Genomic DNA, 24,934 nt, shown 5'->3' with positions numbered 1-24,934 from the left:
CCCCCGACAGATGCGTTCGGATACGCCGACGCGCAGCCGCCGCTGCGGCGACCTAGGGTGAACTGTGCTCTCCGCCCGCCGACGCGCCGCTCCTCGCTCGCCCCTTGACCTGCGCGGTCGCGGATGACCGCGATTCTGTGGCTGCGGCGTGATCTGCGTCGCGACGACCTGCCCGCCCTCATCGCCGCGCAGAAGGCCGCCGGAAGCGACGGGGTGCTGCCGGTGTTTGTGCTCGACCCCGTCCTCTGGGAGGGAGCCGGGGCCGCTCGCCAGCAGGCGCTGGCCGACGCGCTGGCTCGGGTGCACGACGACTACGACGGGGCGCTCGTCGTCCGCAGCGGCGACCCCGCCCACGTAGTGCCGGCGCTTGTCGCGGAGGTCGGCGCGACGAGTGTGCACGTCAGCGGCGAGTCCACGCCGTACGGGCGGCGGCGCGGCACGGCCGTCCAGACCGCCCTCGGGGACGTGCCGATGGTCGCCACCGGCACCCCCTACGCCATCTCCCCCGGCCGCATCCGCACCCAGGCGGGTACGCCCTACCAGGCCTTCACCCCGTTCTCCCGGGCCTGGCGCGCCCTCGGCTACCCCGGCCCGGCAGCCACGCCGAGCGGAGTGCGGTGGCTGCGGGATGTGCCGAGCGAGCCCCTCCCGGAGCCCGACGTCGCACCGGAGAGGGAGGCGGCACCCGACCGAGACCCCACACAAACCTGGGCGGAGTTTCTCCACGACGGCCTGGCCGACTACGACTCGGCGCGCGACCGGCCCGACCTCGACGCGACCTCCCGCCTCTCCGAGCACCTGAAGTTCGGCGCGCTGCACCCGCGCACGCTGCTGGCCGACATCGCCGCCCACCCGGCCGCCGACACCAAGGGCGCGCACCGCTTCGTCGACCAACTCATCTGGCGGGAGTTCTACGCCGACGTGCTGTGGCACCGGCCGCACACGGCGTGGTCCGACTTTCGCCCCATCGGCGACCTCGGCGGCGACCCCGATCACGAGGAGCAGTCCGCGGCCCACTGGCAGGCCTGGTGCGAGGGCCGCACCGGCTACCCCTACGTCGACGCCGGCATGCGCCAGCTGCTCGCGCGGGGCTGGATGCACAACCGCCTGCGCATGGTCACCGCTTCGTTCCTCGTCAAAGACCTGCACCTGCGCTGGCAGCACGGCGCGAGGTTCTTTCTGCAGCACCTGCGCGACGGCGACATCGCCTCCAACAATCACGGCTGGCAGTGGGCGGCCGGCACCGGCACGGATGCCGCCCCGTACGTGCGGGTCTTCAACCCGGTGACGCAGGGTCGGCGGTTCGACCCCGATGGCGACTACGTGCGCCGCTGGGTGCCGGAACTGCGGCACGTGCCAGGCGCCGACGCGCACGAACCGTGGCGCACCGCAGACGGTTACGCCGACGGCTACGCGGGGCGCATCGTCGATCACGCTGAGCAGCGCCGCGAAGCCCTTGCGCGCTTCCACGCCGCCAGCGGCCAATCCAACGGAAACTAAGAGGCAGCCGCCTACTCACCGTCGCCACCGCGACCGTTCGCAGGAGCACGCCCATGGACACCGACGTCATCGTCGCCGGAGCCGGACTGGCCGGCCTGACCTGCGCCCGTCACCTCATCCGCGCCGGGCTCGACGTGCGGGTGTTGGAGGCCGGTGACGACGTCGGCGGCCGGGTGCGGACCGACGTCATCGAGGACTTCCGCTGCGACCGCGGCTTCCAGCTGCTCAACCCCGGCTATCCGGCCGTGCAGGACGAGGTCGACGTGCGCCGCCTCGGCCTGGGCCACTTCGAACGCGGCGTCGTCGCCTGCCGCGACGAGGGACCGACGACGCTCGCAGCCTCCACCCAGCAGTTGCGCTCGGCGGTACCGGCGCTCCGCAGCTCCCCGCTGTCCGCGCTGCTCACCGGCCCCTACCTGCACCCGCGCACCATCCGCGAGACCGCCGCCCTGACGCGGTGGAGCGCCCTGGCCCTCGGCCCGGTCAGCCTGCTGCTACGCACCCGCGACTCCGCCCTGGGCGACAGCCTCGACGCGGCCGGCGTCACGGGCCTCCTGCGGCACGACCTCATCGACCCCTTCCTGGCCGGGGTGCTGCTGGACCGCAGCGGGCTCAGCTCGACGACCTTCACCCGGCTGCTGGTGCGCGCCTTTGCGCTCGGCACCCCCGGCGTGCCGGCCCAGGGCATGTCGGCGCTGCCGCACCAGCTCGCCGCGGGTCTGCCGGTCGAGCTGCGCCGGCCTGTCACCGGAGTCACCCGGGGTGCCGACGGCGTTCAGGTCGACACCGAGGACGGGGCGTTGCGGGCCCGGGCGGTCGTCGTGGCCACCGACCCGCCCACCGCCGCCGACCTGCTCGACATCGACGTGCCCGCCGGCAAGGGCGTCGTGACCTGGTGGTTCGCCACCCCCGACGACCCGGGCCAGCGCGCGCTGCTCCACCTGGATGCCCGCACGCAACCCGGACCGCTCGTCAACGCCTGCGTGATGACCAACGCCGCACCCTCCTACGCTCCGCCGGGCCAGCACCTTGTGCAGGCCAGCGCGTTGCTGGCCGACGCCGACCTGCCGGAGAACACGGTCCGCGAGCAGCTTGCCGCGTTGTTCGGCGTTGACACCGGCGGGTGGGACCTCCTGATCCGCCACGAGATCCCCTACGCCCTGCCCGAGCAGCGACCGCCGCTGCAGATCCGCCGCCAGGTGGACCTGGGCGACGGGGTGTTCGTCTGCGGCGACCACCGCGACACCGCCTCCATCCAGGGCGCACTGGTCTCCGGGCGGCGCACCGCCCGCGCTGTTGTCGCGCGGCTGACCCAGTGACGTCGTTCGCAGCCCGCCGGCACTCCCTGAAGGTGGGGTTGAACAGCGGGCCTCACGAATAGAACGGGCGGTGCGCGTCCCCGGGCTCGTGGTACCCGTCGTCGTAGACGGCTGCGGACAACTCGCAGTCGGTCCCGACGAGCCGGTGGCCCGCCTCGTCTTCGATGATGAGGCCGACACGGGCGGGGTCGCTGAGTTGCTCGGCCAGGCGCTCCGTCTCCACCGCTCCGACCCGGATGCGGTCGCGCGCCCACCCCTGGCCGAGCGCCACGATCGTCTGGGTGACGCTCAACTGGCGGGCGGCCACCTCGACGAGGGTGCGCATGTAGGCCTCGATGCCGCCCGGCGGGCACTCCGCCACGAACGATCGGTTGAGCGTCATGAGCATGACCTTGCCGTGGTGTGCCGCCGACTGCGGCTCGTCGTGGTGGCGCTCCGGCCGCGCCGGTGTGAGCCTGCTCCTGTAGGCGATGTCTGACATGACGGCCTCCGATGGCTGCGATCCGCACCCGGCGGCGCCGGGCCGCACAGGCGAGACGAACTGCCCGCGCTTCTTTCGACGATACGCCTATTTCCTGGAACTGGCCGTATATAATCCCGTCGCCGCAGCCACGGGACGCTCAGAAATCGCTCTCAGAACCCCAGGCGCCGCAGCTGCTTGGGGTCGCGCTGCCAGTCCTTGGCGACCTTGACGTGCAGGTCGAGGTACACCCGCTGCCCCAGCAGCGCCTCGATGTTCTTGCGGGCGCGGGTGCCGACCTCGCGCAGCCGCGAGCCACCGCGACCGATGATGATGGCCTTCTGGGAGTCGCGTTCGACGAACACGTTGACCCGCACGTCGAGCAGCGGGTTGTCGTCGGGGCGGTCCTCGCGGGGCACCATCTCTTCGACGACGACCGCCAGGCTGTGCGGCAGCTCGTCGCGCACCCCCTCCAGGGCCGCCTCACGGACGAGTTCGGCGACCATCACCGCCTCCGGCTCGTCGGTCAACACCCCGTCGGGGTAGAGCTGCGGGGAGATCGGCAGGTGCGCGATGAGCTCGTCCGCGACAGTCTCGACCTGGTCGCCGCGGGTAGCCGAGCACGGCACGATCGCGTCCCACGCGCCGAGTTGGTCGACGGCGATGAGGTGTTCGGCCAGGCGCTGCTTATCGACCAGGTCGCTCTTGGTGGCGATGGCGACGACCGGGCGGCGGCGGCCGCGGCGCAGCTCGGCGAGCTCGTTGGCGATGAACTGGTCGCCGGGGCCGATGCGCTGATCGGAGGGGAGGCAGAAGCCGATGACGTCGACCTCCAGCAGCGTCTCGCGCACGAGGTCGTTGAGCCGCTCACCGAGCAGGGTCCGCGGCTTGTGCAGGCCGGGCGTGTCGACCAGCACGAGCTGCGCGTTCGGGGTGGTCAGGATGCCGCGAATCGTGTGCCGCGTCGTCTGCGGCTTGCTGGAGGTGATCGCGACCTTCTCCCCCACCAGCGCGTTGGTCAGCGTCGACTTGCCGGCGTTGGGCCGACCGATCAGGCACGCGAATCCGGCCCGGTAGTCGGTCGCGTCGGACGCCGAGTAGCCGCTGTCCGCCCCGCTCATCCGCGTCCCCGACTGGCGAGGAAGGTCAGCAGGAGGGTGCGTTGCAGCTCGAACATCTCCTTCTCCTCCTCCGCTTCGGCGTGGTCGTAGCCGAGCAGGTGCAGGATGCCGTGGGTCGTCAGCAGCAGCAGTTCTTCGGCGGTGGTGTGCCCGGCCTCGACGGCCTGCGCCTGCGCGACCGTGGGGCACAACACGATGTCGCCGAGGATGCCGTCGACGGGCTCGACGCCGTCGCGACCGGGCCGCAGCTCGTCCATCGGAAAGCTCATGACGTCGGTGGGGCCCGGCAGATCCATCCACTGCACGTGCAACACCTCCATCGCGGCCTCGTCGACGAGTTTGATGCACAGCTCGGCCCGCGGATGCACGCGCATCTCGTCCAGCACGTAGCGGGCGCACTGGGCGAGTTCGATCTCTTCGCAGGCGAATCCGGACTCGTTGAGAACCTCGATGCTCACGACGGCCTCCGTTGGATCCTGCGTCGCTGCTCCCGATTGCCGGGGGCCGGATGGGTCGAGTCCCACCGCCCGTAGGCATCGACGATCGCACCGACGAGCCGGTGACGCACGACGTCGTGCGCGGTCAGGTAGGAGAAGTGGATGTCGTCGACGTCGCTGAGGATGTCCTGCACCACGCGCAGCCCCGACTGGGTGTCGCCGGGCAGGTCGACCTGCGTGATGTCGCCGGTGACGACGATCTTGGACCCGAACCCGAGCCGCGTCAGAAACATCTTCATCTGCTCGGGCGAGGTGTTCTGCGCCTCGTCGAGAATGATGAACGCGTCGTTCAGCGAACGTCCGCGCATGTACGCCAGCGGCGCCACCTCGATCGTCCCAGCCGCCATGAGCCGCGGAATCGAGTCAGGGTCGACCATGTCGTGCAGCGCGTCGTACAGCGGCCGCAGATAAGGGTCGATCTTCTCGTTGAGGGTGCCCGGCAGAAAGCCCAAGCGCTCGCCGGCCTCGACCGCCGGGCGGGTCAGGATGATGCGGTTGACCTGCTTGGCCTGCAACGCCTGCACGGCCTTGGCCATCGCCAGGTACGTCTTTCCGGTGCCCGCGGGCCCGATGCCGAACACGATCGTGTGCGCGTCGATGGCGTCGACGTACCGCTTCTGGTTCAGCGTCTTGGGGCGGATGGTGCGGCCGCGGTTGGAGAGGATGTTCGTCGTCAGCACGTCGGCCGGGCGCTCGCGCTCCCGGTCGCGCAGCATCCGCACGGACCGCTCCACGGCATCCCGGTTGAGGGTCTGACCGGCGGCGACGATGACGATCAACTCGTCGACGAGCCGCTCCGCGAGGTCGAGATCTTCAGGAGTGCCGGTCAGGTGCAGCTCGTTGCCCCGGGCCAGCACGTCGAGGGCCGGCAGCGCCCGCTCGATCGTGCGCAGCAACTCGTCGTGCGGGCCGAGCAGCGTGACCATCTGCACCTGCGGCGGCACGATGATCTTGCGTCGACCTGAGCCATCGGTCGGCGGCGGCTCGGTGGCCGCGGCAGCGCCGTCGGCCAGGGTTGGAGGGGGCGTGCGGGGGTTCTCAGTCATCGTGCTCGAAGTCTACGTCCGGCCACCGACAGCACTCAGTCGCCGGGCGGCCGCACGCCGGCGTAGACCCCCGCGATCCGGTACCGCAGGGGCTGCGCCTCGTAAGATCCGGTGCCCGAAGCCGACCGGAACCTGTCCGGAGGCGACAAGCTGGCCGATCGCCCGCAACACACTCGACCCGGCCCTCTCCGCGAGGGGACCGGGCCGAGTCGCGCCCAGCGTCGTCAGGTCTGCTTCGCCGGTCGTTCCGCCGTCGCACCCCGGTCGAGACGAGCCCTTAGAAGAGGTTGCTGGGTGAGCCGTGCTTCCATGGCGCAAGCTGGATGGTCTTGGCCCCCTTGAGCGAGGCGTCGTTCCACACCGGGTCGAGTCGCGCCGTGACGCGTTTGTCGGAGTGGACGGACACGATGACCGTCGTAGCCTTGAGGTTCTCGTCGTGGCACCAGCCGAGAGCCAGCGCCGAGACGTTCTGCCAGCCTTTGGCCACGACCTTGTAGCTCAGCGTGGGCTTCTTCGCGCCCCGGGTGACGGTCAGTTCGACGAGTCGACCGTCCTTGGTGTGCCCGAGGAGGAGGTGCTTGTTGACCTTGCCGTTGGCCCAGTAGCCGCCCTGCGATTCGATGCCGCGCAGACCCGAGAGTCCCTTGGCGGTGAGCGTGACGGGCGCTCCCAGACGCACACGTCCCTTGACGAACGACATCGGAATCGCGTGCAGCTTGCCGTCAGCAGTGACGGCATAGGCGGTCTTCGCGGCGCGACGCTCGCCGTCGTCGAGTTCCTCCGTGCCCACCTCGAGGTCGACGATCCCGCGGATGGTGCTGCCGGCCGGCTCCAGGCGCCGATCGAGCATTTTGAGGTTGCCCCAGTCGCCGAACACGCCGACGCTCACCGAGCTGTCGTACACCAATCCGGCCGAGGTGACCGCGAGATAGTGGATGCTCTCGTCATCTCGTGGGCTGCGGAACTCTGCAAACCGCGCGCCGCCCTTCGGCAGCGCGACAGGAGACCACAACGACACCTTGTTCTCGTAGAAGTAGGACTCCCTCGTCGTCTCGCCGATCGTGACCATGCACGACTCCGGGAGCGATCCAGCTTTGGCTGCTGGCGCCGTCGGGGCTGGGGCGGCGACTGCGGCGCCCCCCACGCCCACGACGAGCGCGAGGGCCGCGAATCCTGCTGCCAGGGCGCCACGGTACTTCGACATGGATGGGTCCTTCCGTCCTGCCGGGAGCGCATCTGCGAAACCCGGCTGCAGTCAGGCGTCGTCGCCCGGTCGCCGATCCATCGGCGGCAGCCCCCTCATCGGCCGGATATATCGGGGCCGAAGCAATCGTCCGTCTTGGATCGGTGTTCGGGCTCCGCGGGGGTGCGGGCGGCTACCAGTGGGCGGGCCGAGTGCGGGTAGGAGGCAGCACGGTCCCGGCGTCGCCGTTCGCCGAGTCGAGCTGGGCCTGGATGAGGAAGAGGGCGCCGCGCAGGTCGGCCCCGTTCAACGTGGCGCCGCGCAGGTCCGCGCCGAGCAGGTCGGAATCCCGCAGGTCGGCGCCGGTGAAGTCCGCGCCGACGAGCAGGGCGCCGCGCAGGCTCGCGCCGCGAAGCGCGGCACCGGTCAGCTTCTTGCCGATGAGGTCGGCACCGCGGCGATCCTGCTTCCGACCCGGGACCTGGGATCGGGCGAGTTCGCTGGCCTGCGACAGCAGCGGGCCGACCTCGGCGCGTAGCGCGTTCACGTCGAGCCCGACGATCGCCTCCGCACTGCCCCGAGTCAGGGCCTCGATGCGCCCCTGCATTGCCCGCAGTTGTGTGTGGATGGCGCTGGACGCCGGGAGGTCGAGCGCCTCGGCGAGGTACCAGAGCAGCTCGTGCACCTGCCGCATGACGGGGAAGACGGCGAACATGGCGCGCGCCGTGGCCGCCGACTCCCGCCAGTCGTGCCCGCCGAACGTCACCTGCGACACCTGCTGCCCCGCGCCGAAGCAGTCGAACACCGTGCAGCCCCGGTAACCCCTGACGCGCAGCTCGGCGTGGATGCCGCAGCCGTGGTCCGCCTGCAGGTGCGCGCACGGCCGCCCGGCCGGCTTGTCGACGGCGAAGTCGGCTGAGCGGGCAAATGGCAGTGCCACGCAGCACAACCCGAAGCAGCTGCGGCAGTCGGCCTGCAGGGCCGCGCGGGTCGAGCCTCCCGGCTGCCCGGAGCGGGAGACGTGGGGGTCGTCTGTCATGGCGGCCCGAGTCTACGGCCAGGTGCAGCCACGGCCGAGAGACCCAATGCGCCTGGTCCCGCCCTTGACCAGGCGCGTTACGCTTGATCGGGACCGTGGGACCGGCCCGAGCCATACAGGGGGCATCCGTGACAGCCGCCCGGACTTCTTTCGATACCCACCACGAGCAGGCCGAGCGCGCCCTCCAGGTAGTGCGGGTGCAGCAACGGCGGTTGCGCTGGCAGCGGCGGCTCGGCTGGGGGCTCTTCGCCGCGCTCATCGCTGTCCCCCTCTACTCGGTCATCCCGCCGCCCTACGGGCCAGGGCAGCCGGGGGTCATGTTCGTGGCGGCAGCGATCCTGTTCGCCCTGCTCATCCTCGGCGGCGAACGGCGATCCCCCTGGCTGGCCACCGGAGGCACCGGGCGTCGCACCATCCGGGCACTCGCCCCGGCCGTCGTCGTCCACGCCGGCGCCGAGGAGGTCGCCGTCGAGGTCGCGACGCCATGGCCCGCGCAGAGCTCCACGAGCACCGCGCGGGGCTCGACAAGCGACTCCACGAGGCCGGAGCCGGAGCCGGAGCCATCCGGCAGTCAACGCTGGGGCTGGCTCCTGTTGCCGGGGCAGTCTGCACCGGAGGTGGGCGCGCGGGTGTGGGTCGACGCGGACCTTGATCGAGAGCAACACACTCCGCTCGTGCAACTCGCTGCCGACGGCGACCGTCCGCAGGTGCTGTGGCCACTGACGAAGCCGCTGCCCCAACCCACCCCGAAACCGCTGTCGGTCGAGCAGGAGGGCAGCGCGCCGGACCAGGTGCTGGCCGGGGCGCGACGCCGGGCGCGGGCCACGATCTTCTACTGGGCCCTCGGCCTGGCCGGGATGACGGCATTCACCCTTGGCGGCCTGACGCTCGCGGCGACCGCAACGCCATCGTTCTACGGGAGCGCGGCAGCGTTCCTCATGCTGACGGCCCAACTTGCCAGCCGCGGGGTGCCTCGACTGGTCACCGCCTGGCGGCTGCTGAAGGCCCCGGGACTGCGAGCTGCGGTCCTGGTCGATCGGTCCGACCGCGGACCGTTGGACCCGAGGGCGGCGGTCACCCTCCTGGTGCGCGACCCCAGCAGCGGCGCCCATCAACTGTGGGGATGGACCCTGCTGCACGAGTTCCCCGGCCGCCGCACCAGCGCGCAGGTGTGGCTGGCCGACACCGCGCGGCCCGGTCAGCGGGCAGCCATCTACCTGCCCAAGAGTCAGACCGGCGAGCCGCGCTTGGCCTTCCCCGCCACCCCGATCCGCGAGGTGGCCGACAGCGACCTCCAACCCGTCAGAGCGCGCCAATCGCATCAGCGGTAGGATCGGAGGATGGGTGCCGACATCGTCTACCGCAAGGTGAGCTGGACCATCGAGGCGGGCGTGCTCGACCAGGTGCAAGCGCGGGTGCCGCGCGGCCAGCAGTCGTCGTACGCCACTGAGGCCTTGCGTCGGCAACTTGAGCGCGACGATTTGGCTGATCTGGTCGCGGACCTCGTCGAGGCCAACGGGCCTCTGGATGAGGGCGCCGTGGCGCGTTTCGGTGATGCGCTGCGGTGATGGCACCGACGCCCTCAGCACCGGCCCGCCCTCAACCTGCCCGCACTGTCGTCCTTGACTCCGAAGCGCTGGCTGCGGCGGCGCGCAAGGCTGCCGGGATGGCGGAACTCCTGGAGGCAGCCCGCCGCGCCGACCAGCGGGTGATCGTCCCGACCGTCGTGTTGGCCGAGGTCATGACGGGGGCCGATCGTGATGCGGCGGTGTGGCACGTCGTCAAGCGCTTGCCCCTGGTCGACCTGCCTCCTCGAACAGCAGCCCGAGCGGGAGCCCTGCGCCAGGCAGCCGTGCGGCGGCGCAAGAAGCGCGACCTGACCGTGGACGCCATGATCGCCGCCGTGGCGGTCGAGCGCGCACCCGCGGTGGTCGTCACGGCGGACCCGGACGACTTCGAACTCCTCCTTGAGGGGCACGACGTCACGGTCCTGCCGCTGTAGGCCCCCCGCCGACCGTCGCGCTTCCTGCCGACCGGTGCTGTTGCGACCGCAACCCTGGGCAGGGAGCGCGACCGTCGACTGCGGGCTTGCCGCCCGGGTGGCTGCGCGCGCACCTACCAGCGGGTGCGGGCGGCCAGGACGGCCAGCGCGGCGGGGCCGGCGCTGGAGGAGCGCAGCACCTCGGAGCCCAGGCGTACGGGGAGGGCTCCGGCGTCGCTCAACGCAGTGAGTTCGGCCGGGGCGATGCCGCCCTCGGGGCCGACGACGAGGTAGACATCACCCTCGGCGGGCAACTCCTGCGCGACGAGCCGCTCCGACGCCTCCTCGTGCAACACGAAGGCCGCAGCACCCCGCAGCAATTGCGCGAGCTGGGCTGTCGTCACCGGGCCCGAAACAGCCGGCACCACGGCCCGGCGCGACTGCTTGCCCGCGGCCCGCAGCACCCCGGCCCACTTGGCCAGCGCCTTGGCCTCCTTGCCCGACCAGCGCACGATGCTCCGGTCGGCCTGCCAGGCCACGACCGCGTCGACGCCCAACTCGGTCGCCGTCTCGATCGCCTGCTCGTCGCGACCACCCTTGGCCAACGCCTGCACGAGCACGAACCGCGGCCCGCCCACCTCGACGAGCCCCACGGAGACCACCCGCAACGACACCGACCCGGGCCCGAGCGACTCCACACAACAGTGGGCGACCATGCCCACCGTGTCGGCGACGAGCAGCTCCTCCCCGACCCGCGCCCGCTTGACCCGGGCCGCGTGATGCCCCTCGTCGCCGTCGAGCACGAGCAAGCCGCCGACGCCGAGGCCATCGAGCGCGCCCGGCGCGACGTAGTACAGGGCCGCGGTCACGACGCGGGGGCTACTTGCCGCGGAAGGCGTCGCGCAGCTTGCCGAACAGACCCGCGTTCTCGACGTGGCTCAGGTTGCCCGTCGGCTTCTCCTCGCCGCGCATCGCCGCGAGCTGTCGCAGCAGGTCCTCCTGCGCGCCGGTGAGCCGGGTCGGAGTGGTGATCTTGAGCTGGGCGATGAGGTCGCCGCGCCCGCTGCCGCGCAGGTGCGTGACCCCGCGCCCGCGCAGCGTGTGCACCTCACCGGACTGGGCGCCCGGGCGCACCTCGATCGACTCCACCCCGTCGAGGGTGTCGACCGGGATCGTCGTACCCAGGGCGGCGGCGGTCATCGGCAGCTCCAGCACGCAGTGCAGGTCGTCGCCGCGCCGCTGGAAGGTCTCGTGCGGGCGCACCAGAATCTCGACGTACAGGTCGCCGTGCGGGCCGCCGCCCGGGCCGACCTCGCCCTCTCCCGCGAGCTGGATGCGGGTGCCGGTGTCGACGCCCGCCGGCACCTTCAACGTCAGGTTGCGGCGCGTGCGCACCCGACCCTGGCCCGAGCACTCGAAGCACGGGCTGACGATGATCGAGCCGTAGCCCTGGCATGAGGAGCACGGCCGGGAGGTGAGCACCTGCCCCAGGAACGAGCGCTGCACCTGCTGCACTTCGCCGGCTCCCCCGCAGGCATCACAGGTGCGGGTGCCCGTGCCGGGCTGCGCGCCCTCGCCGTGGCAGGTGTCACAGACCGCGGCCGTGTCGACGGTGACCTCCTCGTCGCCGCCGAAGACGGCGGTCGACAGGTCGATGTCGAGCCGCAACAGGGCGTCCTGCCCGCGCTGGCGCCGCGACCGCGGCCCGCGGGTGGCGCCGGCCGCGGCTCCACCGAAGAAGGCGTCCATGATGTCGCTGAACGAGAAGCCCGCGCCGAAGCCGTCGGTGGCGCCGGCGTAGGGATCGGCGCCGGCGTCGAACGAGCGCTTCTTCGTCGGGTCCGAGAGCACGTCGTAGGCCTGCGAGACCCGCTTGAACTCCGCCTCCGCCTCCGGACCGGGGTTGACGTCCGGGTGCAGCTTGCGGGCCTTGCGCCGGTAAGCGCGCTTGATCTCCTCCAGCGATGCGTCGCGGGAGACGCCGAGGTCGGCGTAGTAGTCGTTCACGAAGCGGTCCTTTGTATGGCCAGATTCTTGCGGTCGGTCATGATTCGAGCAGCCGGGAGACGTAGCGGGCGACGGCACGCACCGAGGCCATCGTCCCGGCGTAGTCCATTCGGGTGGGTCCGAGCACGCCAAGGCCCGCGACGACATCGTCTCCGGCACCGTAGCCCGTGGAGATGACCGACGTCGCGGCGAGTCCGGCGTGCGGATTCTCGTGCCCGATGGTCACCGCGAGCCCGCCGTGGCGAGCCAGCGAGGCGGCGACCAGCGGGTCGACGCTGGGGTCGGCCGCCAGCGCCCCGAAGAGGTTGAGCAGCACCATGTGCTCCTCCAACGCCTCCAGCACCGGCCCGATCATCGGGAAGTCGGTGTCGAAGCGCGCGAGGTTGGCGGTGCCGGCGAGCACGACCCGCTCCTCCCGCTCCTCGACGAGAGCGTCATCGAGCACCTGGATGAACGCCCGGGCCAGGGGCCGATCGCCGGGCTCCAAGGCGTCGGGGGCGCTGGCCAGTCGCGCGGCCGCCTGCACGAGGGTCTGCCCCACGGCCTGCGCGTTGAACACGGTACGGATGCGCCTGAGCATCTCGTCGGCACCCGGCGTGCCCAGGTCGACCTCGGATTCGACGATGCGCTGTTCGACCCGCCCGGTGTCGAGGATGAGCACGACCATCGCGCGGGCCGGGCCGATCGGCAGCAACTCGATGTGCCGCACGCTGGAGCGGCTCAGCGACGGATACTGCATGACGGCGACCTGCCGAGTCAGCGACGCGAGCAGCCGCACGGTACGGTCCACGACGTCGTCGAGGTCGACGGCGCCCTCCAGAAAGCGCTGGATGGCGGTCCGCTGCGCGGGACTGAGCGGCCGCAACGTGCCCAGCTGGTCGACGAACGCGCGGTACCCGGCATCCGTGGGCACCCGTCCGGCGCTCGTGTGTGGGGCCGTGATCAGGCCCTCCTCCTCCAGAATCGCCATGTCGTTGCGGACGGTCGCGGCCGACACCCCCAGGGCGTGCCGCTCGATGAGCGACTTCGAGCCGACCGGCTCGGAGGTGTCGACGTAGTCCTGCACGATGGCGCGCAGCACCGCCAGGCGTCGTTGTGTCGTCATGGTTCCTCCCTCCGGCGCGTTGGCACTCTCGATGTGCGAGTGCCAAGTTTACGATGCTCCAGTGAACGCTTGGGCCTCCCGTTACGATTCCGACCCCCTCGCCGGCGATCGCGGACGCCCGGCGAGCCGCGCCCGCTCGGTGGAGGCGGAGACCGGACTGGTCGTCGAGGACGCCTCGACCGGCTGGTGCGGAGCCGTCGTCGCCGTCGAGAAGGCCGGTGGGATGCGGGTGGTGCACCTGGAGGATCGCCGCGGCCGGGTCAAGGGATTTCCGCTCGGTCCCGGCTTTCTGCTCGACGGCGCCCCGGTCGTCCTGACGCCCCCGACGGCCGCCGGCCGAGCCGCGCTCGCCACCCAGCGGGCGGCGCAGTCCCGCACGGCCTCGGGATCGCGGACCGTCGCCGCGGCCCCCGCCCGGGTCGCCGCCGCCTCCCGGCTGTTCGTCGAGGGCCGCCACGACGCCGAGCTGGTGGAGAAGGTGTGGGGCGCCGACCTGCGCGTCGAGGGCGTCGTCGTCGAGGTGCTCGACGGCGTCGATGACCTCGCGGGGGTGGTCCGGGACTTCGCCCCGACCGCGCAGCGGCGGATGGGAGTGCTGGTCGACCACCTCGTGCCCGGCTCGAAGGAGTCGCGCATCGTCGCGCAGGCGCGGGCCGTGCGCCCCTACGGTGAGCACGTGTGCATCGTCGGTCACCCCTACGTCGACGTGTGGCAGTCGGTGCGCCCCGAGCGCCTCGGCCTGCAGCGGTGGCCCGTCATCGACCGGCGGCAATCGTGGAAGCACGGCGTGCTGGCGCACCTGGGCTGGCCGCACGAAACGCAGGCCGATGTCGCGCAGGGTTGGAAGCGCATTCTGGGCACCGTGCGCACCTACGCCGACCTGCAGCCCGAGCTGCTCGGCCGCGTCGAGGAGCTCATCGACTTCGTCACCGTGGGTCCCGAACCCGGCCAGGGCTGACCGTGACCACTGACGATGACGCCGTGAGCACCGAGCTCGTCGCGGTCGTCGTCGCCGTGCGCCAGGGCGACCCGCAGGTGCTGACGCGCTCCACCCCCGACGGGCCGGCGCTACCCTCCGGGCCCCTGCGCATCGCACACCGGTCGCTGCAGGCCGGCACCCGGGCGTGGGTCGAGACCCAGACCGGGCTGCAGCTCGGGCACGTCGAGCAGCTCTACACCTTCGCCGACAGCGAGCGCGTCGACGCCTCGGCCGCGCACTCGCATCGCGTGATCTCCGTGGCCTACCTCGGCCTGACCCGCAGCGCCGACCGGCAGAATGGCTGGTCGGGCTGGTACCGGCACTTTCCATGGGAGGACCGGCGACTGGGGGCCGGCGACCCCGCCCGGTCGGCCCTCGTCGGCGCTCTCATGGACTGGGCCGGCACCGACCCTGACTCCGCCGACGACCGGAGGGCGCGGTGCGGCATCGCGTTCGGCCTCGCGGGCGCCGACTGGCTGCCCGACCTGTGCCTGCAGCGCTACGAATTGCTCTGGGAGGCAGGGTTGGTCGCGGAGGCGGCCCGCGGCCGCAGCGGTGAGCTCGACGGCGCGCAGCCCGCCTGGGTGACCGACCCGAGCCTGGCCGATCCGGCGATCAGCGGCGTGCCGCTCCCCCACGACCACCGCCGCATCCTGGCCACGGGCATGGCGCGGCTGCGCGCCACGATCCAGTACCGCCCGGTCGTCTTCGAGCTGCTGCCGGATGCGTTCACCCTCGGCGAGCTGCAGGCCTGCGTCGAGGCGGTCGCCGGCGCGCAGGTGCACACGCAGAACTTCCGCCGCCTCATCCAGCAGCAAGAGCTCGTCGAGGAGACCGGCGAGGTCGACTCCAGCACCGGAGGTCGCCCGGCCCGGCTGTTCCGATTCCGGCGCCAGGTGCACGCGCACCGTCAGCTCATCGGCACCAAGCTGCCGCTCCCCCGCCGCCGCTGACGCACCCGCACATCGCCGCTGGACAGTCCCACCCCGCCCCCTTATGCTCACTGTCAGCAATTCGAATTGCTCACCGTGAACATATCCGGTTCCGGTGCCCGCCGACTCAGTAGGAGTTCCGGTGACCCAGACCGCCATCCCCCGCCCCGTCATCACCACCGACGCCCTTTACGAGCGCGTCCGCCACGCGGTGCCGCAGGTCGAGTGGCAGGCCTCGTTCGCCGACGACGCCGCCGCAATCATGGCGCTCAAGCAGACCCGCAACGCCGTCGTACTCGCGCACAACTATCAGACCCCCGAGATCTTTCACGGCGTCGCCGACGTCGTCGGTGACTCTCTCGCGCTGGCCCGCGAGGCCCAGGAGGTCGACGCCGACGTCATCGTGCTCGCCGGCGTGCACTTCATGGCCGAGACCGCCAAGCTGCTCAACCCGAGCAAGACCGTGCTCGTGCCCGACCTGGAGGCCGGGTGCAGCCTCGCCGAGAGCATCACCGCCGCCGACGTGCGCGCCCTCAAGGCCGCCCACCCGGGCGTGCCGGTCGTCACCTACGTCAACACGAGCGCCGACGTGAAGGCCGAGAGCGACATCTGCTGCACCTCCGGCAACGCCGTCAAGGTCATCGAGAGCCTGGGCGTCGAGCGGGTCATCATGATCCCCGACGAGTACCTCGCCCAGAACATCGCCGCCCAGACCGGCGTCGAGGTCATCACCTGGCCCGGACACTGCGAGGTGCACGAGCGGTTCACCCCCGCCGACATCCGCACGATCCGCGAGGAGAACCCGGGCGTCGTCGTCCTCGCGCACCCCGAATGCCCCCCGGAGGTCGTGGCGGAGGCCGATCTGGCCGGTTCGACCGCACAGATGCAGGCCTACGTCGAGCAGCGCCAGCCGGCCACGCTGGCGCTCATCACCGAATGCTCGATGAGCGACAACCTCGCCGCGCTGCACCCGGACGTGCGCATGGTGCGCCCCTGCGCGATGTGCCCGCACATGAAGCGCAGCACGCTGGTCAAGATCCGCCGCTCGCTGGAGACGATGACCGCCGAGGTGACCATCGATGAGTCGGTCGCGGCGCGGGCGCGCGAGGCCGTCGAGAAGATGCTGGCGATCCGATGAGGCAGCCGGCCCACGCCGCGACCCGCCGCGAGGTCTGCCGCGAGTTCGTCCCCGGGGCGCTCGTCGTCGGTGCCGGACTGGCCGGCCTGGCGACGGCGCTCGAGCTCGCCGAGCGCGGAATTCCGGTCACGGTACTGTGCCCGTCGACTCCCGGCGCGGGAACGAGCAGCGAGCTCGCCCAGGGCGGGATCGCCGCGGCCCTGGGCGCCGACGATCACCCGCGACTGCACGCACGCGACACGGTGCGTGCCGGCGGCGGCCTCGTCGACGGATGCGTCGCGCGGCGGATCACCGCGGCCGCCCCGGGCGTCGTGGCCCAGCTGCAGCGGTGGGGTGCCACGTTCGACAGCGACGACGCGGGCACCCTGCGACTCGGACTGGAAGGGGCGCACGGCCGGCACCGGATCGTGCACGCGGCCGGCGACGGCACCGGCGCCGAGGTGACCCGAGCCGCCGTCGCAGCGGCCCGCGCGCACCCTGGCATCCAGGTCCGCGCGGGAGTGCACGTGACCCGCCTGCTCACCGACGCTTCACACACTGTTGTGGGCGTTCAGGCGACCGGCGCGCTGGGCCCGATGACGCTGCTCGCTGCGGCGGTGGTGTTGGCGACCGGAGGGGTCGGCGGGCTGTTCGCGCACACGACCAACCCGCTGGACTCCTGGGGTGCCGGGCTGGCACTCGGGCTGCGGGCCGGGGCGCGGGTGCGCGACCTGGAGCTCGTGCAATTCCACCCGACGGCCCTGGCCGCACCCTCGCCCGGAGCCGCGACAGGGCGCCTGCCGCTCATCAGCGAGGCGGTCCGCGGAGAGGGCGTGCCGCTGGTCTTGGAGGACGGCTCCCCCGCCCTCGCCGACCCGCTGGCCGGCCGCGATGTCGTCGCGCGCGGCGTCTGGGCGGCGCTGCGCGCCGGTCACCGCGTGTACCTCGACACCCCCGCCACGCTGGGCACCGACATGTCCCGGCGCTTTCCCACCATCACGGCCGCCTGCCGCGCGGCGGGCCTCGACCCGGCCGCCGACCGCATCCCGGTGCGTCCCGCCGCGCACTATCACATGGGCGGCCTCGTCGTGGACGCCCGCGGACGCACCGACGTCGCGGGCCTGTGGGCCGTCGGCGAGGTCGCCAGCACCGGTCTGCACGGCGCGAATCGCCTGGCGAGCAACAGCCTGCTGGAGGCGGTCGCGGCGGCCGGGCACGCGGCGGCCGATATCGCCGCCCACGCGCCGGGCGCACCGTCCCGCCCAGCACCCACGGGCTTGGCGGATGTGTCTGCGGATGTGTCGGCGACGGCCCTACGTAGCCGCCCCTCCGCCTCCGACCGGGGGCTCCTCGAAGAGGCGGCGGGGGTGTTGCGCGACGGACCGAGCCTGCTGGCCGCCGCGGCACGGCTGCGGGAGGGCGCGGAGCACGACGACGCGCGCCTGGTCGCCTACCTGCTGACCGTCGCGGCGCTGCGCCGCACCGAGAGCCGCGGCGCGCACCAGCGCACCGACCACCCCGAGGCCGGCCCGGCCCAGCACACGTACGTCGACCTGGGCGACCTCCATGACGCGGCCGAGCTCGGCACCGGGTTCGCCGGGCTCGTCGGGCTCGTCGGGAGCGCGTCGTGAGTCTGCCGAGGGTCGTCGTCGAGCCGATCGTGCGCGCCGCCCTGCTCGAAGACCTGGGCCGCGCGGGCGATCTGACGACCGAGGCGACCGTGCCCGCCGGGCTGACCGGATCCGTGGCGCTCGTGGCCCGCGATCCGGGCGTCATCGCGGGCCTGCCCGCGGCGACCCTGGCGTGGCGCCTACTCGACGACGAGGTGCGCGTCGAGGCTCTGCGCCCCGACGGCAGCACCGTCGCCCCCGGCGACGAGATCGCCCTGATCCACGGCCCCGCGGGCACGCTGCTCACCGGCGAACGAGTCGCCCTCAACCTCCTGGGACACCTGAGCGGGGTGGCCACCGCGACCGCCGGCCTCGTCGCGGCCGTCGCCGGCACGCACGCCCGCATCTGCTGCACCCGCAAGACGACCCCCGGCCTGCGGGCCCTGGAGAAGGAGGCGGTGCGGGCCGGTGGCGGTAGCAATCACCGGTTCGGCCTCGACGACGCGGTGCTCATCAAGGACAACCACCTCGCGTTCGCCGGCGGCGTCACGCAGGCACTCTCCGGCGTCGCAGAGCGGGTCGGACACCTCGTCAAGGTCGAGATCGAGGTCGACACCCTCGACCAGTTGCGCGCGGTGCTCGCCGCCCGCGAGTCGGGCCTACGGGTCGACGCGGTGCTGCTTGACAACATGACCCCGGCGCTGCTGGCGGAGGCGGTCGCGCTCGTCGACGGCCGCTGCGTCACCGAGGCCTCGGGCCGCATCACCCCCGCGACGGCCGGGCCGATCGCGCGGGCCGGGGTCGACCTCATCTCCGCGGGCTGGATCACCCACAGCGCCCCGGTGCTCGACATCGGCCTGGACTACCGGCCAACCGGGGCCGCAGGCCCCAACCCCGGGCGCTAGGTCAGGCGCGCAGCATCCCGCCCGAGGCACCTAGCGGCCCGGAGCCGCCACCGGCACGGGCGCGGGCAGCCGGCCCGCTCGCGCCCGCGCCACGGCGTGTTCGGCGAACAGCTGCGCGGAGGCGAGGAGCCGCCGCGAGGTCGACCACGAGACCCAGACCGTGCGGGTGGCGGCCTCGTCGGTCAACTCCAGGTAGCGCACCCGACCGGTACCGGGCTCAGCCGTGTTGTCCCACAGCGTCGGCACAATGGCCACCCCAAGCCCGGCCGCCACATAGCCGCGCATCGTCGCCAGATCGTCGGCCACCAGCACCGGCTGCAGGTCGAATCCCGCACGCACACACAGCTCCTCGGTCACAGCTCGCAGCCGCGAGTGCGGTCGCGGCAACACGAAACGCTCGTCGGCCGCAGCCACCAGCGCCGTCGCCGAGCGTCCGGCGAGGCGGTGCCGGTGCGGCACGAGCAGACGCAGCGGCTCCGAGGCCAAAGGGTGGCCCCGCACATCGCCGCGCGCGGCCGGCAGCGTCGACAGCTCGACATCGACGTCGCTGCCCGGACCCAGGCTCGTGGTGGCCTCGGCGGCCTTGGCGCGCAGATCGAACTGCACCCCCGGCTGCGCCTGCCCGAAGCTGCCGACGAGGTCCGGCAGCAGCCACGTGCCCAGGTCCGCCTCGAAACTCACGGTGATGAGGCCGTGCTCGGGATCGAGCAGTTGCTCGACGGCGGCCAGGCCGTCGTCGAGGCTGTGCATCATCGAGTCCACGTGCCGCTTGAACGCCGCCCCGGCCTGGGTGCACCGCAGCACCCGACCCGAGCGACGCAGCAGGGGGGTGCCGACCTCGTCCTCCAGCCGACTCAGGGCCCGCGAGATGCCCGGCTGCGACACCATCTCCAGGTCGCTGATCTCGGTGAGCGTGAACCCGTCGGCCACCTGTTGAAACCATCGCAACGCCTGCACATCCACATCTATGACTCTACGTCATAGGTTTCTTGCCAAAACAGCATTGGACGCATGCCAGCACTCGCGTGAACTATAGAGGCATGAACATTCTCCGCAAGGCCTTCGCCGCTCTCGCCGCCACCGAGCAGGACCGCGCTCTGGCCCGCGAGATCACCGCCTACCCGGCCAGCGCCAGCAGCGCCATGGTCGTGCTGCCGGCCAGCGTGCCCACCACCGCCCGCGCCGAGCTCACCGGGTACGCCACCGTCGCCACGGGCAGCCTGCCCGTGCTCCCGCAGCTGCGGCTCCAGTTCCACTGAGCCGCTTCCACTGAGCCGCTTCGGCTGAGCCGTTCCGTTGAACCGTTCGGCTGAGCCGGCTCAGCCCCAGCAGTTGCGGATGCCGTACGGGGTGTCCCGCGAGGGCACTCCGGCGGCCGGCGCATCGGTGATCAGCTCGACACCGGTGTTCAGGTACCCGCTCGGGGTTTCGCCGCCTCGCTCGGCGCTGGCGATCGCGCGTACGCTCTCCCGGGCCATGTTCTCGGGAAACTGCATCGCGGTGGCGTCGATGTCGCCGGGGCGCACCGCATCCCGCATCGCCTGACAGCCGCCGTCGATCGACACGATGACCATGCGGCTCAAGTCCGCATCCGCCGCCTTCAGCGCCTCCAACGCGCCGAGGGCGGCCTGTTCGTTGACGGTGTAGACGACATTGACGTCGGGGTGCTGCGCCAGGATCGAGGCCATCGCCTGCTCACCCAGCTGACGATCCCCTTGGGTGTCCGCGCTGGCGACCAGCTCGGGCGCCTCCGCCGCCAGACCCATCCCTTCGAGGAAGCCGGCTCCCCGCTCCAGACCCGAGCTGATGCCGGGCGCGAGGTTGAGCATCGCGACCCGCGGGGTCAGTCCCAGCTCGCCGGCCTTGGCGGCCGCGTACCGCCCGACCTGCCGACCCGCCTCCTGGTTGTCCGTCGCGTAGTAGGCGTCGACGGTCGAGACCGGGTCGACGGGGGTGTCGACGGCGATGACGATGACCCCGGCCTGGCGGGCGGCCTCGATGTCGGGGTTGAGGGCCGTCGAACTGGTGGGCGCGAGGATGATGCCGTGCGCGCCCTGGGCCACCATGTCCCGGATCGCCCGACGCTGGCTTTCCACGTCGACATCGCTGGTACCGGTCGCCGTCAGCAGATTGACGTTGTCGCGGCTCGCCTGGTTTTCGGCCATCTGCTTCATCGACCGCCAGTAGGGGTTCTCCTCCTGCTTGGTGATGAGGCCGATGGTCACCGGGTCGGGTGCGGACGAGCAGGCGCCGAGCCCGAGAGTGAAACCGAGCGCGAGGGCCGCGGCGCCGAGCCGCCACACGCGGCCGACGCGACGGACCGGCGCTGAGGGGCGGGACTGGGTGCGCGCCATGGGAGCCACCTTCTCTACTGCGCTGACTACTGCGCTGTCGGCGTCGAGCCGACGGCCGGACGGGCGTGGGACAGATCGAAGAGCGCGTAGGCGGCGACGAACGCCAGGCAGATGCCCGGCACGACGTACCCCATCGCGGGACCGACCGCGTCCATCACCGCGGCGTGGACCATCGGGACGATCGCGCCGCCGAGGATCGCCATGACCAGGCCGGCGGCGCCGAACTTCGCGTCGTCGCCGAGCCCCTGCAACGACACCCCGTAGATCGTGGGGAACATCAGCGACAGGGAGGCCGACACCAGCACGACCGCCACGAGACCCACGATGTTCCACGAGAACATCGCCACGGCGCAGCAGACGACCCCGAAGACGGCCATGATCAGCAGCAGCAGCGTCGGTTTGAAGATGCCCAGCAGGAACGTCATGACGAACCGGGAGATGAGGAAGATGATCAGACTCGCCTGCAACCACCAGCCCGCCTCGGTAGGGGTCGTGCCGACGACATCCTGGGCGTAGAGGATCGTGAAGGTCCAGACGCAGGTCTGCGCCGCGACGTTGAAGAACTGCGCGATGACCCCGTAGCGGTAGTGCTTGTTGCGCCACAGCCGGGACGCGACATTGCCGGCGGCAGCAGTCGGGTCGAGCACCTCCGGCGGGTTCGGCAGCTGGAACCGGCGGAACGCGATGAGCAGCCAGATGAGCACGAGCACGAACGCGATCCCCAGGTAGGGCTGGAGCACGAGGTTGAGGTCGGCGGCCTGGCTCGCGACCAACTCCTCCTCGCTCATGATCGCCTTGCTCGCCTCCGGCGTCAGCGCCGGCAGAATGAGCACGGCACCCATGAGTACGCCGATGTTGGCGCCGATCGGGTTGAACGCCTGCGCGAGGTTGAGCCGCTGGGTGGCGCTGCCCTCGTCGCCCATGGCGATGACGAAGGGGTTGGCCGAGGTTTCCAGGATCGACAGACCCGCGGCGAGCACGAAGAGCGCGAGCAGGAACATCTCGTAGACGAGCATCCCGCTGGCCGGCAGGAACAGCACGCCGCCGATGGCCGCCATCCCCAGGCCGACGAGCACCCCGGCCTTGTATCCGAACTTGGCGTTGATGAAGGCGGCTGGCAGCGCCAGGCAGAAGTAGGCGCCGTAGTAGGCGAACTGCACCAGCGAGGACTGGAAGTTCGACATGTCGAAGATCCCGCGGAAGACGCCGACGAGCACGTCGGTGAGGTTCGCGGCCGCGCCCCAGGCCGCGAAGCACAGGATCAGCAGGATGAACGGGACGCGCAGATGGGGCGCCACTAACGGGGGTTTGCGTTCGCCGGTATCGACGCTGGAGACCGCCACTGCCGCTCACCTCCGGGTGGGGTGGGACGACAACTGGCCCACCAATAGGTGGAGGCTAGAGCGGCGCAGGGCGTTTGCGGCCGAGATGACGCCGACCCCAAAGACTCGGACGTGAACACACGGATAACGAGATGGGCGTTTATGGGTGAATTGCGTTGCCCCGTGCGGCGTCCCTCAGAAGCCGAGGAGTCGGCGCACGACCGTGTCGGCCAGGAGCCGACCGTGCCGGGTGAGCGCGAGGCGACCGGAGCGTCGCGCGGTCTCGTCCAGCAGCCCGTCGGCAACAAGGCCCGGCACCCCGGCGCGACCGACCGGGCGCAGCGCCTGCAGCGGCAGCCCCTCGGCCAGACGAATACCCAGCAACACCTGCTCCTCGTAGCGCTGGTCGTCGGTGAGCGTCTCGCGGCCTTGCGCCGGAGAATCGCCCGCGGACAGTAGCGCGGCGTACCGGGCCGGATGGCGCACGTTCCACCAGCGCACGCCGCCGACGTGGCTGTGCGCGCCGGGCCCGACGCCCCACCACTGGCCGCCCTGCCAGTAGCCGACGTTGTGGCGGCATTCCTGGCCCGGGCGGCGGGCCCAGTTGCTCACCTCGTACCAGCCGTATCCGGCGGCGGCGAGCAGCTCGTCGGCCAGCTCGTACTTGTCGGCCTCGTCGTCGTCATCTGGCGCGGTGACCTGGCCGCGGCGCACCTGCGTGGCCAGCCTGGTGCCCTCCTCGACGACGAGCGCGTAGGCGGAGATGTGGTCGGGGGCCAGCGCGATCGCCGCGTCGAGGGTGGTGCGCCAGTCGTCCAGGCTCTCGCCCGGGGTGCCGTAGATGAGGTCGAGGCTGACGGCTAAGCCCGCCGCTCGGGCTCCGGCCACGGCCCGCTCGACGTTCGCCGGATCGTGGGTGCGGTCGAGAGTGGCGAGCACGTGCGGCACCGCGGACTGCATGCCAAGGCTGACGCGGGTGAACCCGTGCCGGGCCAGCGCCGCGAGATAGTCGGCATCGACCGTGTCGGGGTTGGCCTCGGTGCTGACCTCCGCGTCGTCGGCGAGCCCGAAGCGGTCCCGAATGCCGCCGATGAGCCCGCCGAGTTGCTCCGGCGCGAGCATCGTCGGGGTGCCGCCGCCGACGAACACCGTCTGCACAGGGCGCGCCTCGCTACCCAACACCCGCGTGGCAACGTCTAGCTCGGCCGTCAACCAGGAGTCGATGTCGCCAGTGGTCGTGCCCGGGCGGGGTTGGGCGGCACCGCCGAGCAATTCGGCGGGCGTGTAGGTGTTGAAGTCGCAGTAGCCGCAGCGCACCCGGCAGAACGGCACGTGCAGGTAGAGCCCGAACGGGCCGTCGGCGAACCGCGCCAGGGCCTGCGCCGGCAGGTGACCGTCGGGCGGCGCGGGGTCGCCGTCGGGCGGGGTACTGGGCACCCGCCCATCCTCGCAGGCGCGCCCACTCGCCACCCGCGCCCCCGCGCAGCGCCCACCACACTCCCCGACACCCCGGGTCGGCGATTGCCCGGCGCGGACGCCGCGGCGGATAATGGAACCGATCGCGGGCGTCTGGGTCGCGGGTGTCCCGCCCGGCGTTGAGCGTCGCCCTCCCGGCGCTCAACGTCGGGCCGGCCATCCGAGCAGATTCCGCCCGTGTGGCGGGGCACGCCGCTGCCTCAGGCGCGCACGAACTCCAGGTCGTGGATGGTGCGACCGGCGGCCAAGCCCTTGCGTTCGAAGGTCGTCAGCGGTCGCCCGGAGTAGCGCGAGGCCCAGCCTCCGTCGCGGGCCGGGTAGGCGTTGCGCAGGTGGCCGCAGCCAGCGGCAACCTGGAGCATCTGGTGAGCGTAGTGCTCCCAGTCGGTCGCCAGCCGCAGCACTCCCCCGGGCTCTAACGCCCGGGCGACCTGCGCGACGAACCAGGCGTCGACGAGGCGGCGCTTGTGATGGCGGGTCTTGGGCCAGGGGTCGGGAAAGAACACGTGGAGCGCCGCGACCGATCCCGGGGCCAGCGCGCCGCCGACGAGTTCCGCCGCATCGGCCTCGAGGACCCGCACGTTCTGCAGGCCGCGGACACCCGCCTGCGCGACCGTGCGGGAGGCGCCCGGCCGGTAGACCTCGACGGCCAGGTGGTTCAGGTGCGGGTTCTCGGCGGCGTGGTGCAGCACCGCCTCGCCTGTGCCGGAGCCGATCTCGACGATCAGCGGAGCGTCGCGCTCGAACGCGGCGGAGGCGTCGAACACCCAGCCGTCCGCGAGGCTCGCCGATCGCTCTCCGCGCGGCGGCTCGATGACGAAGCGGGCCAGCTCCGGCGGGTACGCGCGCGCATACTGGCCCTGGCGGCGCCCGTCGCGGCGGCCGAACGAGACGACCTGCCGCCGCGGCCAGGCATCGCGGTCGGAACCAGCCGACGCAACCGGCCCAGCCGCCTCAAGCGCCGCCACGGCGTCCGGTGCT

25 protein-coding genes are annotated in these 24,934 nt (G+C 71.9%); 11 read left to right on the top strand and 14 right to left on the bottom strand.

Annotated features, from left to right (window positions below; translation table 11 throughout):
- The first annotated feature begins 123 nt into the window (after nucleotides 1-123).
- Both KILIM_RS01885 and KILIM_RS01880 read left to right on the top strand, forming a co-directional pair.
- Nucleotides 124-1,500 carry a cryptochrome/photolyase family protein gene (locus tag KILIM_RS01885; RefSeq protein WP_006590915.1) on the top strand — a complete coding sequence of 459 codons (1,377 nt, stop codon included), beginning with the start codon at nucleotides 124-126 and terminating at the stop codon, nucleotides 1,498-1,500.
- 53 nt (nucleotides 1,501-1,553) lie between these two features.
- Nucleotides 1,554-2,819: an NAD(P)/FAD-dependent oxidoreductase gene (locus KILIM_RS01880; protein ID WP_006590914.1), complete on the top strand. Its 1,266-nt coding sequence runs from the start codon at nucleotides 1,554-1,556 to the stop codon at nucleotides 2,817-2,819.
- A 52-nt stretch (nucleotides 2,820-2,871) separates the two neighbouring features.
- Here the strand turns inward: KILIM_RS01880 and KILIM_RS01875 are convergent, their stop codons facing one another.
- The 6 genes from KILIM_RS01875 to KILIM_RS01850 all read right to left on the bottom strand — a co-directional run bounded on the left by KILIM_RS01875 (nucleotide 2,872) and on the right by KILIM_RS01850 (nucleotide 8,165).
- Nucleotides 2,872-3,300, bottom strand: coding sequence for a hypothetical protein (locus KILIM_RS01875; RefSeq protein WP_006590913.1), 429 nt, complete (start codon nucleotides 3,298-3,300; stop codon nucleotides 2,872-2,874).
- Nucleotides 3,301-3,452: 152 nt separating this feature from the next.
- Nucleotides 3,453-4,400, bottom strand: a complete 948-nt coding sequence (gene era / locus KILIM_RS01870) for a GTPase Era (RefSeq protein ID WP_006590912.1) — start codon at nucleotides 4,398-4,400, stop codon at nucleotides 3,453-3,455.
- Complete coding sequence (ybeY, locus tag KILIM_RS01865) at nucleotides 4,397-4,858, bottom strand: rRNA maturation RNase YbeY (protein WP_006590911.1); 462 nt, start codon at nucleotides 4,856-4,858, stop codon at nucleotides 4,397-4,399. The genes era and ybeY overlap by 4 nt, the downstream gene beginning before the upstream one ends.
- Nucleotides 4,855-5,943: a PhoH family protein gene (locus tag KILIM_RS01860; protein WP_006590910.1), complete on the bottom strand. Its 1,089-nt coding sequence runs from the start codon at nucleotides 5,941-5,943 to the stop codon at nucleotides 4,855-4,857. Before KILIM_RS01860 ends, ybeY begins: the two co-directional genes overlap by 4 nt.
- Nucleotides 5,944-6,220: 277 nt before the next feature.
- On the bottom strand, nucleotides 6,221-7,147 hold the full coding sequence (locus KILIM_RS01855) for a hypothetical protein (protein ID WP_006590909.1): 927 nt from the start codon (nucleotides 7,145-7,147) through the stop codon (nucleotides 6,221-6,223).
- Nucleotides 7,148-7,319: 172 nt separating this feature from the next.
- Nucleotides 7,320-8,165 (bottom strand): pentapeptide repeat-containing protein, encoded by an 846-nt coding sequence (locus KILIM_RS01850; RefSeq protein WP_006590908.1) that lies wholly within the window; start codon nucleotides 8,163-8,165, stop codon nucleotides 7,320-7,322.
- A gap of 128 nt (nucleotides 8,166-8,293) precedes the next feature.
- Here KILIM_RS01850 and KILIM_RS01845 point away from each other — a divergent pair, with 128 nt between their 5' ends.
- Genes KILIM_RS01845 through KILIM_RS01835 form a run of 3 tightly spaced genes read left to right on the top strand, consistent with a single transcriptional unit; the run spans nucleotide 8,294 to nucleotide 10,167 of the window.
- On the top strand, nucleotides 8,294-9,496 hold the full coding sequence (locus KILIM_RS01845) for a hypothetical protein (RefSeq protein ID WP_006590907.1): 1,203 nt from the start codon (nucleotides 8,294-8,296) through the stop codon (nucleotides 9,494-9,496).
- 9 nt (nucleotides 9,497-9,505) lie between these two features.
- The gene (locus KILIM_RS01840) at nucleotides 9,506-9,733 is read left to right on the top strand and encodes a hypothetical protein (protein WP_006590906.1); all 228 of its coding nucleotides are present in this window, start codon (nucleotides 9,506-9,508) and stop codon (nucleotides 9,731-9,733) included.
- Nucleotides 9,733-10,167, top strand: coding sequence for a type II toxin-antitoxin system VapC family toxin (locus KILIM_RS01835; protein ID WP_051988593.1), 435 nt, complete (start codon nucleotides 9,733-9,735; stop codon nucleotides 10,165-10,167). The genes KILIM_RS01840 and KILIM_RS01835 overlap by 1 nt, the downstream gene beginning before the upstream one ends.
- A gap of 113 nt (nucleotides 10,168-10,280) precedes the next feature.
- Here KILIM_RS01835 and KILIM_RS01830 read toward each other — a convergent pair whose 3' ends face one another.
- The 3 genes from KILIM_RS01830 to hrcA are packed head-to-tail and all read right to left on the bottom strand — an operon-like array spanning nucleotide 10,281 to nucleotide 13,258.
- Nucleotides 10,281-11,015, bottom strand: coding sequence for a 16S rRNA (uracil(1498)-N(3))-methyltransferase (locus KILIM_RS01830; protein WP_006590904.1), 735 nt, complete (start codon nucleotides 11,013-11,015; stop codon nucleotides 10,281-10,283).
- 10 nt (nucleotides 11,016-11,025) lie between these two features.
- Nucleotides 11,026-12,153, bottom strand: coding sequence for a molecular chaperone DnaJ (gene dnaJ / locus KILIM_RS01825; protein ID WP_006590903.1), 1,128 nt, complete (start codon nucleotides 12,151-12,153; stop codon nucleotides 11,026-11,028).
- 37 nt (nucleotides 12,154-12,190) lie between these two features.
- Complete coding sequence (hrcA, locus tag KILIM_RS01820; RefSeq protein WP_006590902.1) at nucleotides 12,191-13,258, bottom strand: heat-inducible transcriptional repressor HrcA; 1,068 nt, start codon at nucleotides 13,256-13,258, stop codon at nucleotides 12,191-12,193.
- 31 nt (nucleotides 13,259-13,289) lie between these two features.
- Between hrcA and KILIM_RS01815 the strand changes: the two genes are divergently transcribed.
- The 5 genes from KILIM_RS01815 to nadC all read left to right on the top strand — a co-directional run bounded on the left by KILIM_RS01815 (nucleotide 13,290) and on the right by nadC (nucleotide 18,801).
- A complete protein-coding gene (locus tag KILIM_RS01815) occupies nucleotides 13,290-14,216 on the top strand; it encodes a DUF3097 family protein (RefSeq protein WP_051988592.1) in 927 nt (308 codons plus the stop codon).
- Nucleotides 14,217-14,218: 2 nt separating this feature from the next.
- A complete protein-coding gene (locus tag KILIM_RS01810; protein WP_255247587.1) occupies nucleotides 14,219-15,190 on the top strand; it encodes an NUDIX hydrolase in 972 nt (323 codons plus the stop codon).
- Between the two features lie 121 nt (nucleotides 15,191-15,311).
- Nucleotides 15,312-16,307: a quinolinate synthase NadA gene (gene nadA / locus KILIM_RS01805; protein WP_006590899.1), complete on the top strand. Its 996-nt coding sequence runs from the start codon at nucleotides 15,312-15,314 to the stop codon at nucleotides 16,305-16,307.
- A complete protein-coding gene (locus KILIM_RS01800; RefSeq protein ID WP_006590898.1) occupies nucleotides 16,304-17,917 on the top strand; it encodes an L-aspartate oxidase in 1,614 nt (537 codons plus the stop codon). The genes nadA and KILIM_RS01800 overlap by 4 nt, the downstream gene beginning before the upstream one ends.
- Nucleotides 17,914-18,801 carry a carboxylating nicotinate-nucleotide diphosphorylase gene (nadC, locus tag KILIM_RS01795; RefSeq protein ID WP_006590897.1) on the top strand — a complete coding sequence of 296 codons (888 nt, stop codon included), beginning with the start codon at nucleotides 17,914-17,916 and terminating at the stop codon, nucleotides 18,799-18,801. Before KILIM_RS01800 ends, nadC begins: the two co-directional genes overlap by 4 nt.
- Nucleotides 18,802-18,831: 30 nt before the next feature.
- Here the strand turns inward: nadC and KILIM_RS01790 are convergent, their stop codons facing one another.
- Complete coding sequence (locus KILIM_RS01790) at nucleotides 18,832-19,758, bottom strand: LysR substrate-binding domain-containing protein (RefSeq protein ID WP_006590896.1); 927 nt, start codon at nucleotides 19,756-19,758, stop codon at nucleotides 18,832-18,834.
- Nucleotides 19,759-19,841: 83 nt separating this feature from the next.
- On the opposite strand from KILIM_RS01790, the gene KILIM_RS01785 reads away from it, so the two are divergent.
- Nucleotides 19,842-20,060: a hypothetical protein gene (locus KILIM_RS01785; RefSeq protein WP_006590895.1), complete on the top strand. Its 219-nt coding sequence runs from the start codon at nucleotides 19,842-19,844 to the stop codon at nucleotides 20,058-20,060.
- A 60-nt stretch (nucleotides 20,061-20,120) separates the two neighbouring features.
- On the opposite strand, the gene KILIM_RS01780 is transcribed toward KILIM_RS01785, so the two are convergent.
- The 4 genes from KILIM_RS01780 to trmB form a co-directional block, all read right to left on the bottom strand.
- Nucleotides 20,121-21,155 carry a substrate-binding domain-containing protein gene (locus KILIM_RS01780; RefSeq protein WP_006590894.1) on the bottom strand — a complete coding sequence of 345 codons (1,035 nt, stop codon included), beginning with the start codon at nucleotides 21,153-21,155 and terminating at the stop codon, nucleotides 20,121-20,123.
- A 26-nt stretch (nucleotides 21,156-21,181) separates the two neighbouring features.
- Nucleotides 21,182-22,498, bottom strand: coding sequence for an L-fucose:H+ symporter permease (fucP, locus tag KILIM_RS01775; protein WP_006590893.1), 1,317 nt, complete (start codon nucleotides 22,496-22,498; stop codon nucleotides 21,182-21,184).
- Nucleotides 22,499-22,672: 174 nt separating this feature from the next.
- Nucleotides 22,673-23,914 carry a radical SAM family heme chaperone HemW gene (hemW, locus tag KILIM_RS01770; RefSeq protein ID WP_006590892.1) on the bottom strand — a complete coding sequence of 414 codons (1,242 nt, stop codon included), beginning with the start codon at nucleotides 23,912-23,914 and terminating at the stop codon, nucleotides 22,673-22,675.
- Nucleotides 23,915-24,153: 239 nt separating this feature from the next.
- Nucleotides 24,154-24,921 (bottom strand): tRNA (guanosine(46)-N7)-methyltransferase TrmB, encoded by a 768-nt coding sequence (trmB, locus tag KILIM_RS01765; RefSeq protein WP_255247586.1) that lies wholly within the window; start codon nucleotides 24,919-24,921, stop codon nucleotides 24,154-24,156.
- Nucleotides 24,922-24,934 lie beyond the last annotated feature (13 nt).

The sequence above is a fragment of the Kineosphaera limosa NBRC 100340 genome (assembly GCF_000298215.1).
Classification (GTDB): Bacteria; Actinomycetota; Actinomycetes; order Actinomycetales; family Dermatophilaceae; genus Kineosphaera; species Kineosphaera limosa.
The sequence above is the reverse complement of the archived record's forward strand: the minus strand, read 5'-3'. Positions and strand labels throughout refer to the sequence as shown.

Excerpts from the sequence above, each read along its gene's own strand:
- KILIM_RS01885 (WP_006590915.1), top strand. The coding sequence starts at position 124 with ATGACCGCGATTCTGTGGCTGCGGCGTGATCTGCGTCGCGACGACCTG.
- KILIM_RS01880 (WP_006590914.1), top strand. The coding sequence starts at position 1,554 with ATGGACACCGACGTCATCGTCGCCGGAGCCGGACTGGCCGGCCTGACC.
- KILIM_RS01875 (WP_006590913.1), bottom strand. The coding sequence starts at position 3,300 with ATGTCAGACATCGCCTACAGGAGCAGGCTCACACCGGCGCGGCCGGAG.
- era (WP_006590912.1), bottom strand. The coding sequence starts at position 4,400 with ATGAGCGGGGCGGACAGCGGCTACTCGGCGTCCGACGCGACCGACTAC.
- KILIM_RS01860 (WP_006590910.1), bottom strand. The coding sequence starts at position 5,943 with ATGACTGAGAACCCCCGCACGCCCCCTCCAACCCTGGCCGACGGCGCT.
- KILIM_RS01855 (WP_006590909.1), bottom strand. The coding sequence starts at position 7,147 with ATGTCGAAGTACCGTGGCGCCCTGGCAGCAGGATTCGCGGCCCTCGCG.
- KILIM_RS01850 (WP_006590908.1), bottom strand. The coding sequence starts at position 8,165 with ATGACAGACGACCCCCACGTCTCCCGCTCCGGGCAGCCGGGAGGCTCG.
- KILIM_RS01840 (WP_006590906.1), top strand. The coding sequence starts at position 9,506 with ATGGGTGCCGACATCGTCTACCGCAAGGTGAGCTGGACCATCGAGGCG.
- KILIM_RS01835 (WP_051988593.1), top strand. The coding sequence starts at position 9,733 with ATGGCACCGACGCCCTCAGCACCGGCCCGCCCTCAACCTGCCCGCACT.
- hrcA (WP_006590902.1), bottom strand. The coding sequence starts at position 13,258 with ATGACGACACAACGACGCCTGGCGGTGCTGCGCGCCATCGTGCAGGAC.
- KILIM_RS01815 (WP_051988592.1), top strand. The coding sequence starts at position 13,290 with ATGTGCGAGTGCCAAGTTTACGATGCTCCAGTGAACGCTTGGGCCTCC.
- KILIM_RS01800 (WP_006590898.1), top strand. The coding sequence starts at position 16,304 with ATGAGGCAGCCGGCCCACGCCGCGACCCGCCGCGAGGTCTGCCGCGAG.
- KILIM_RS01785 (WP_006590895.1), top strand. The coding sequence starts at position 19,842 with ATGAACATTCTCCGCAAGGCCTTCGCCGCTCTCGCCGCCACCGAGCAG.
- KILIM_RS01780 (WP_006590894.1), bottom strand. The coding sequence starts at position 21,155 with ATGGCGCGCACCCAGTCCCGCCCCTCAGCGCCGGTCCGTCGCGTCGGC.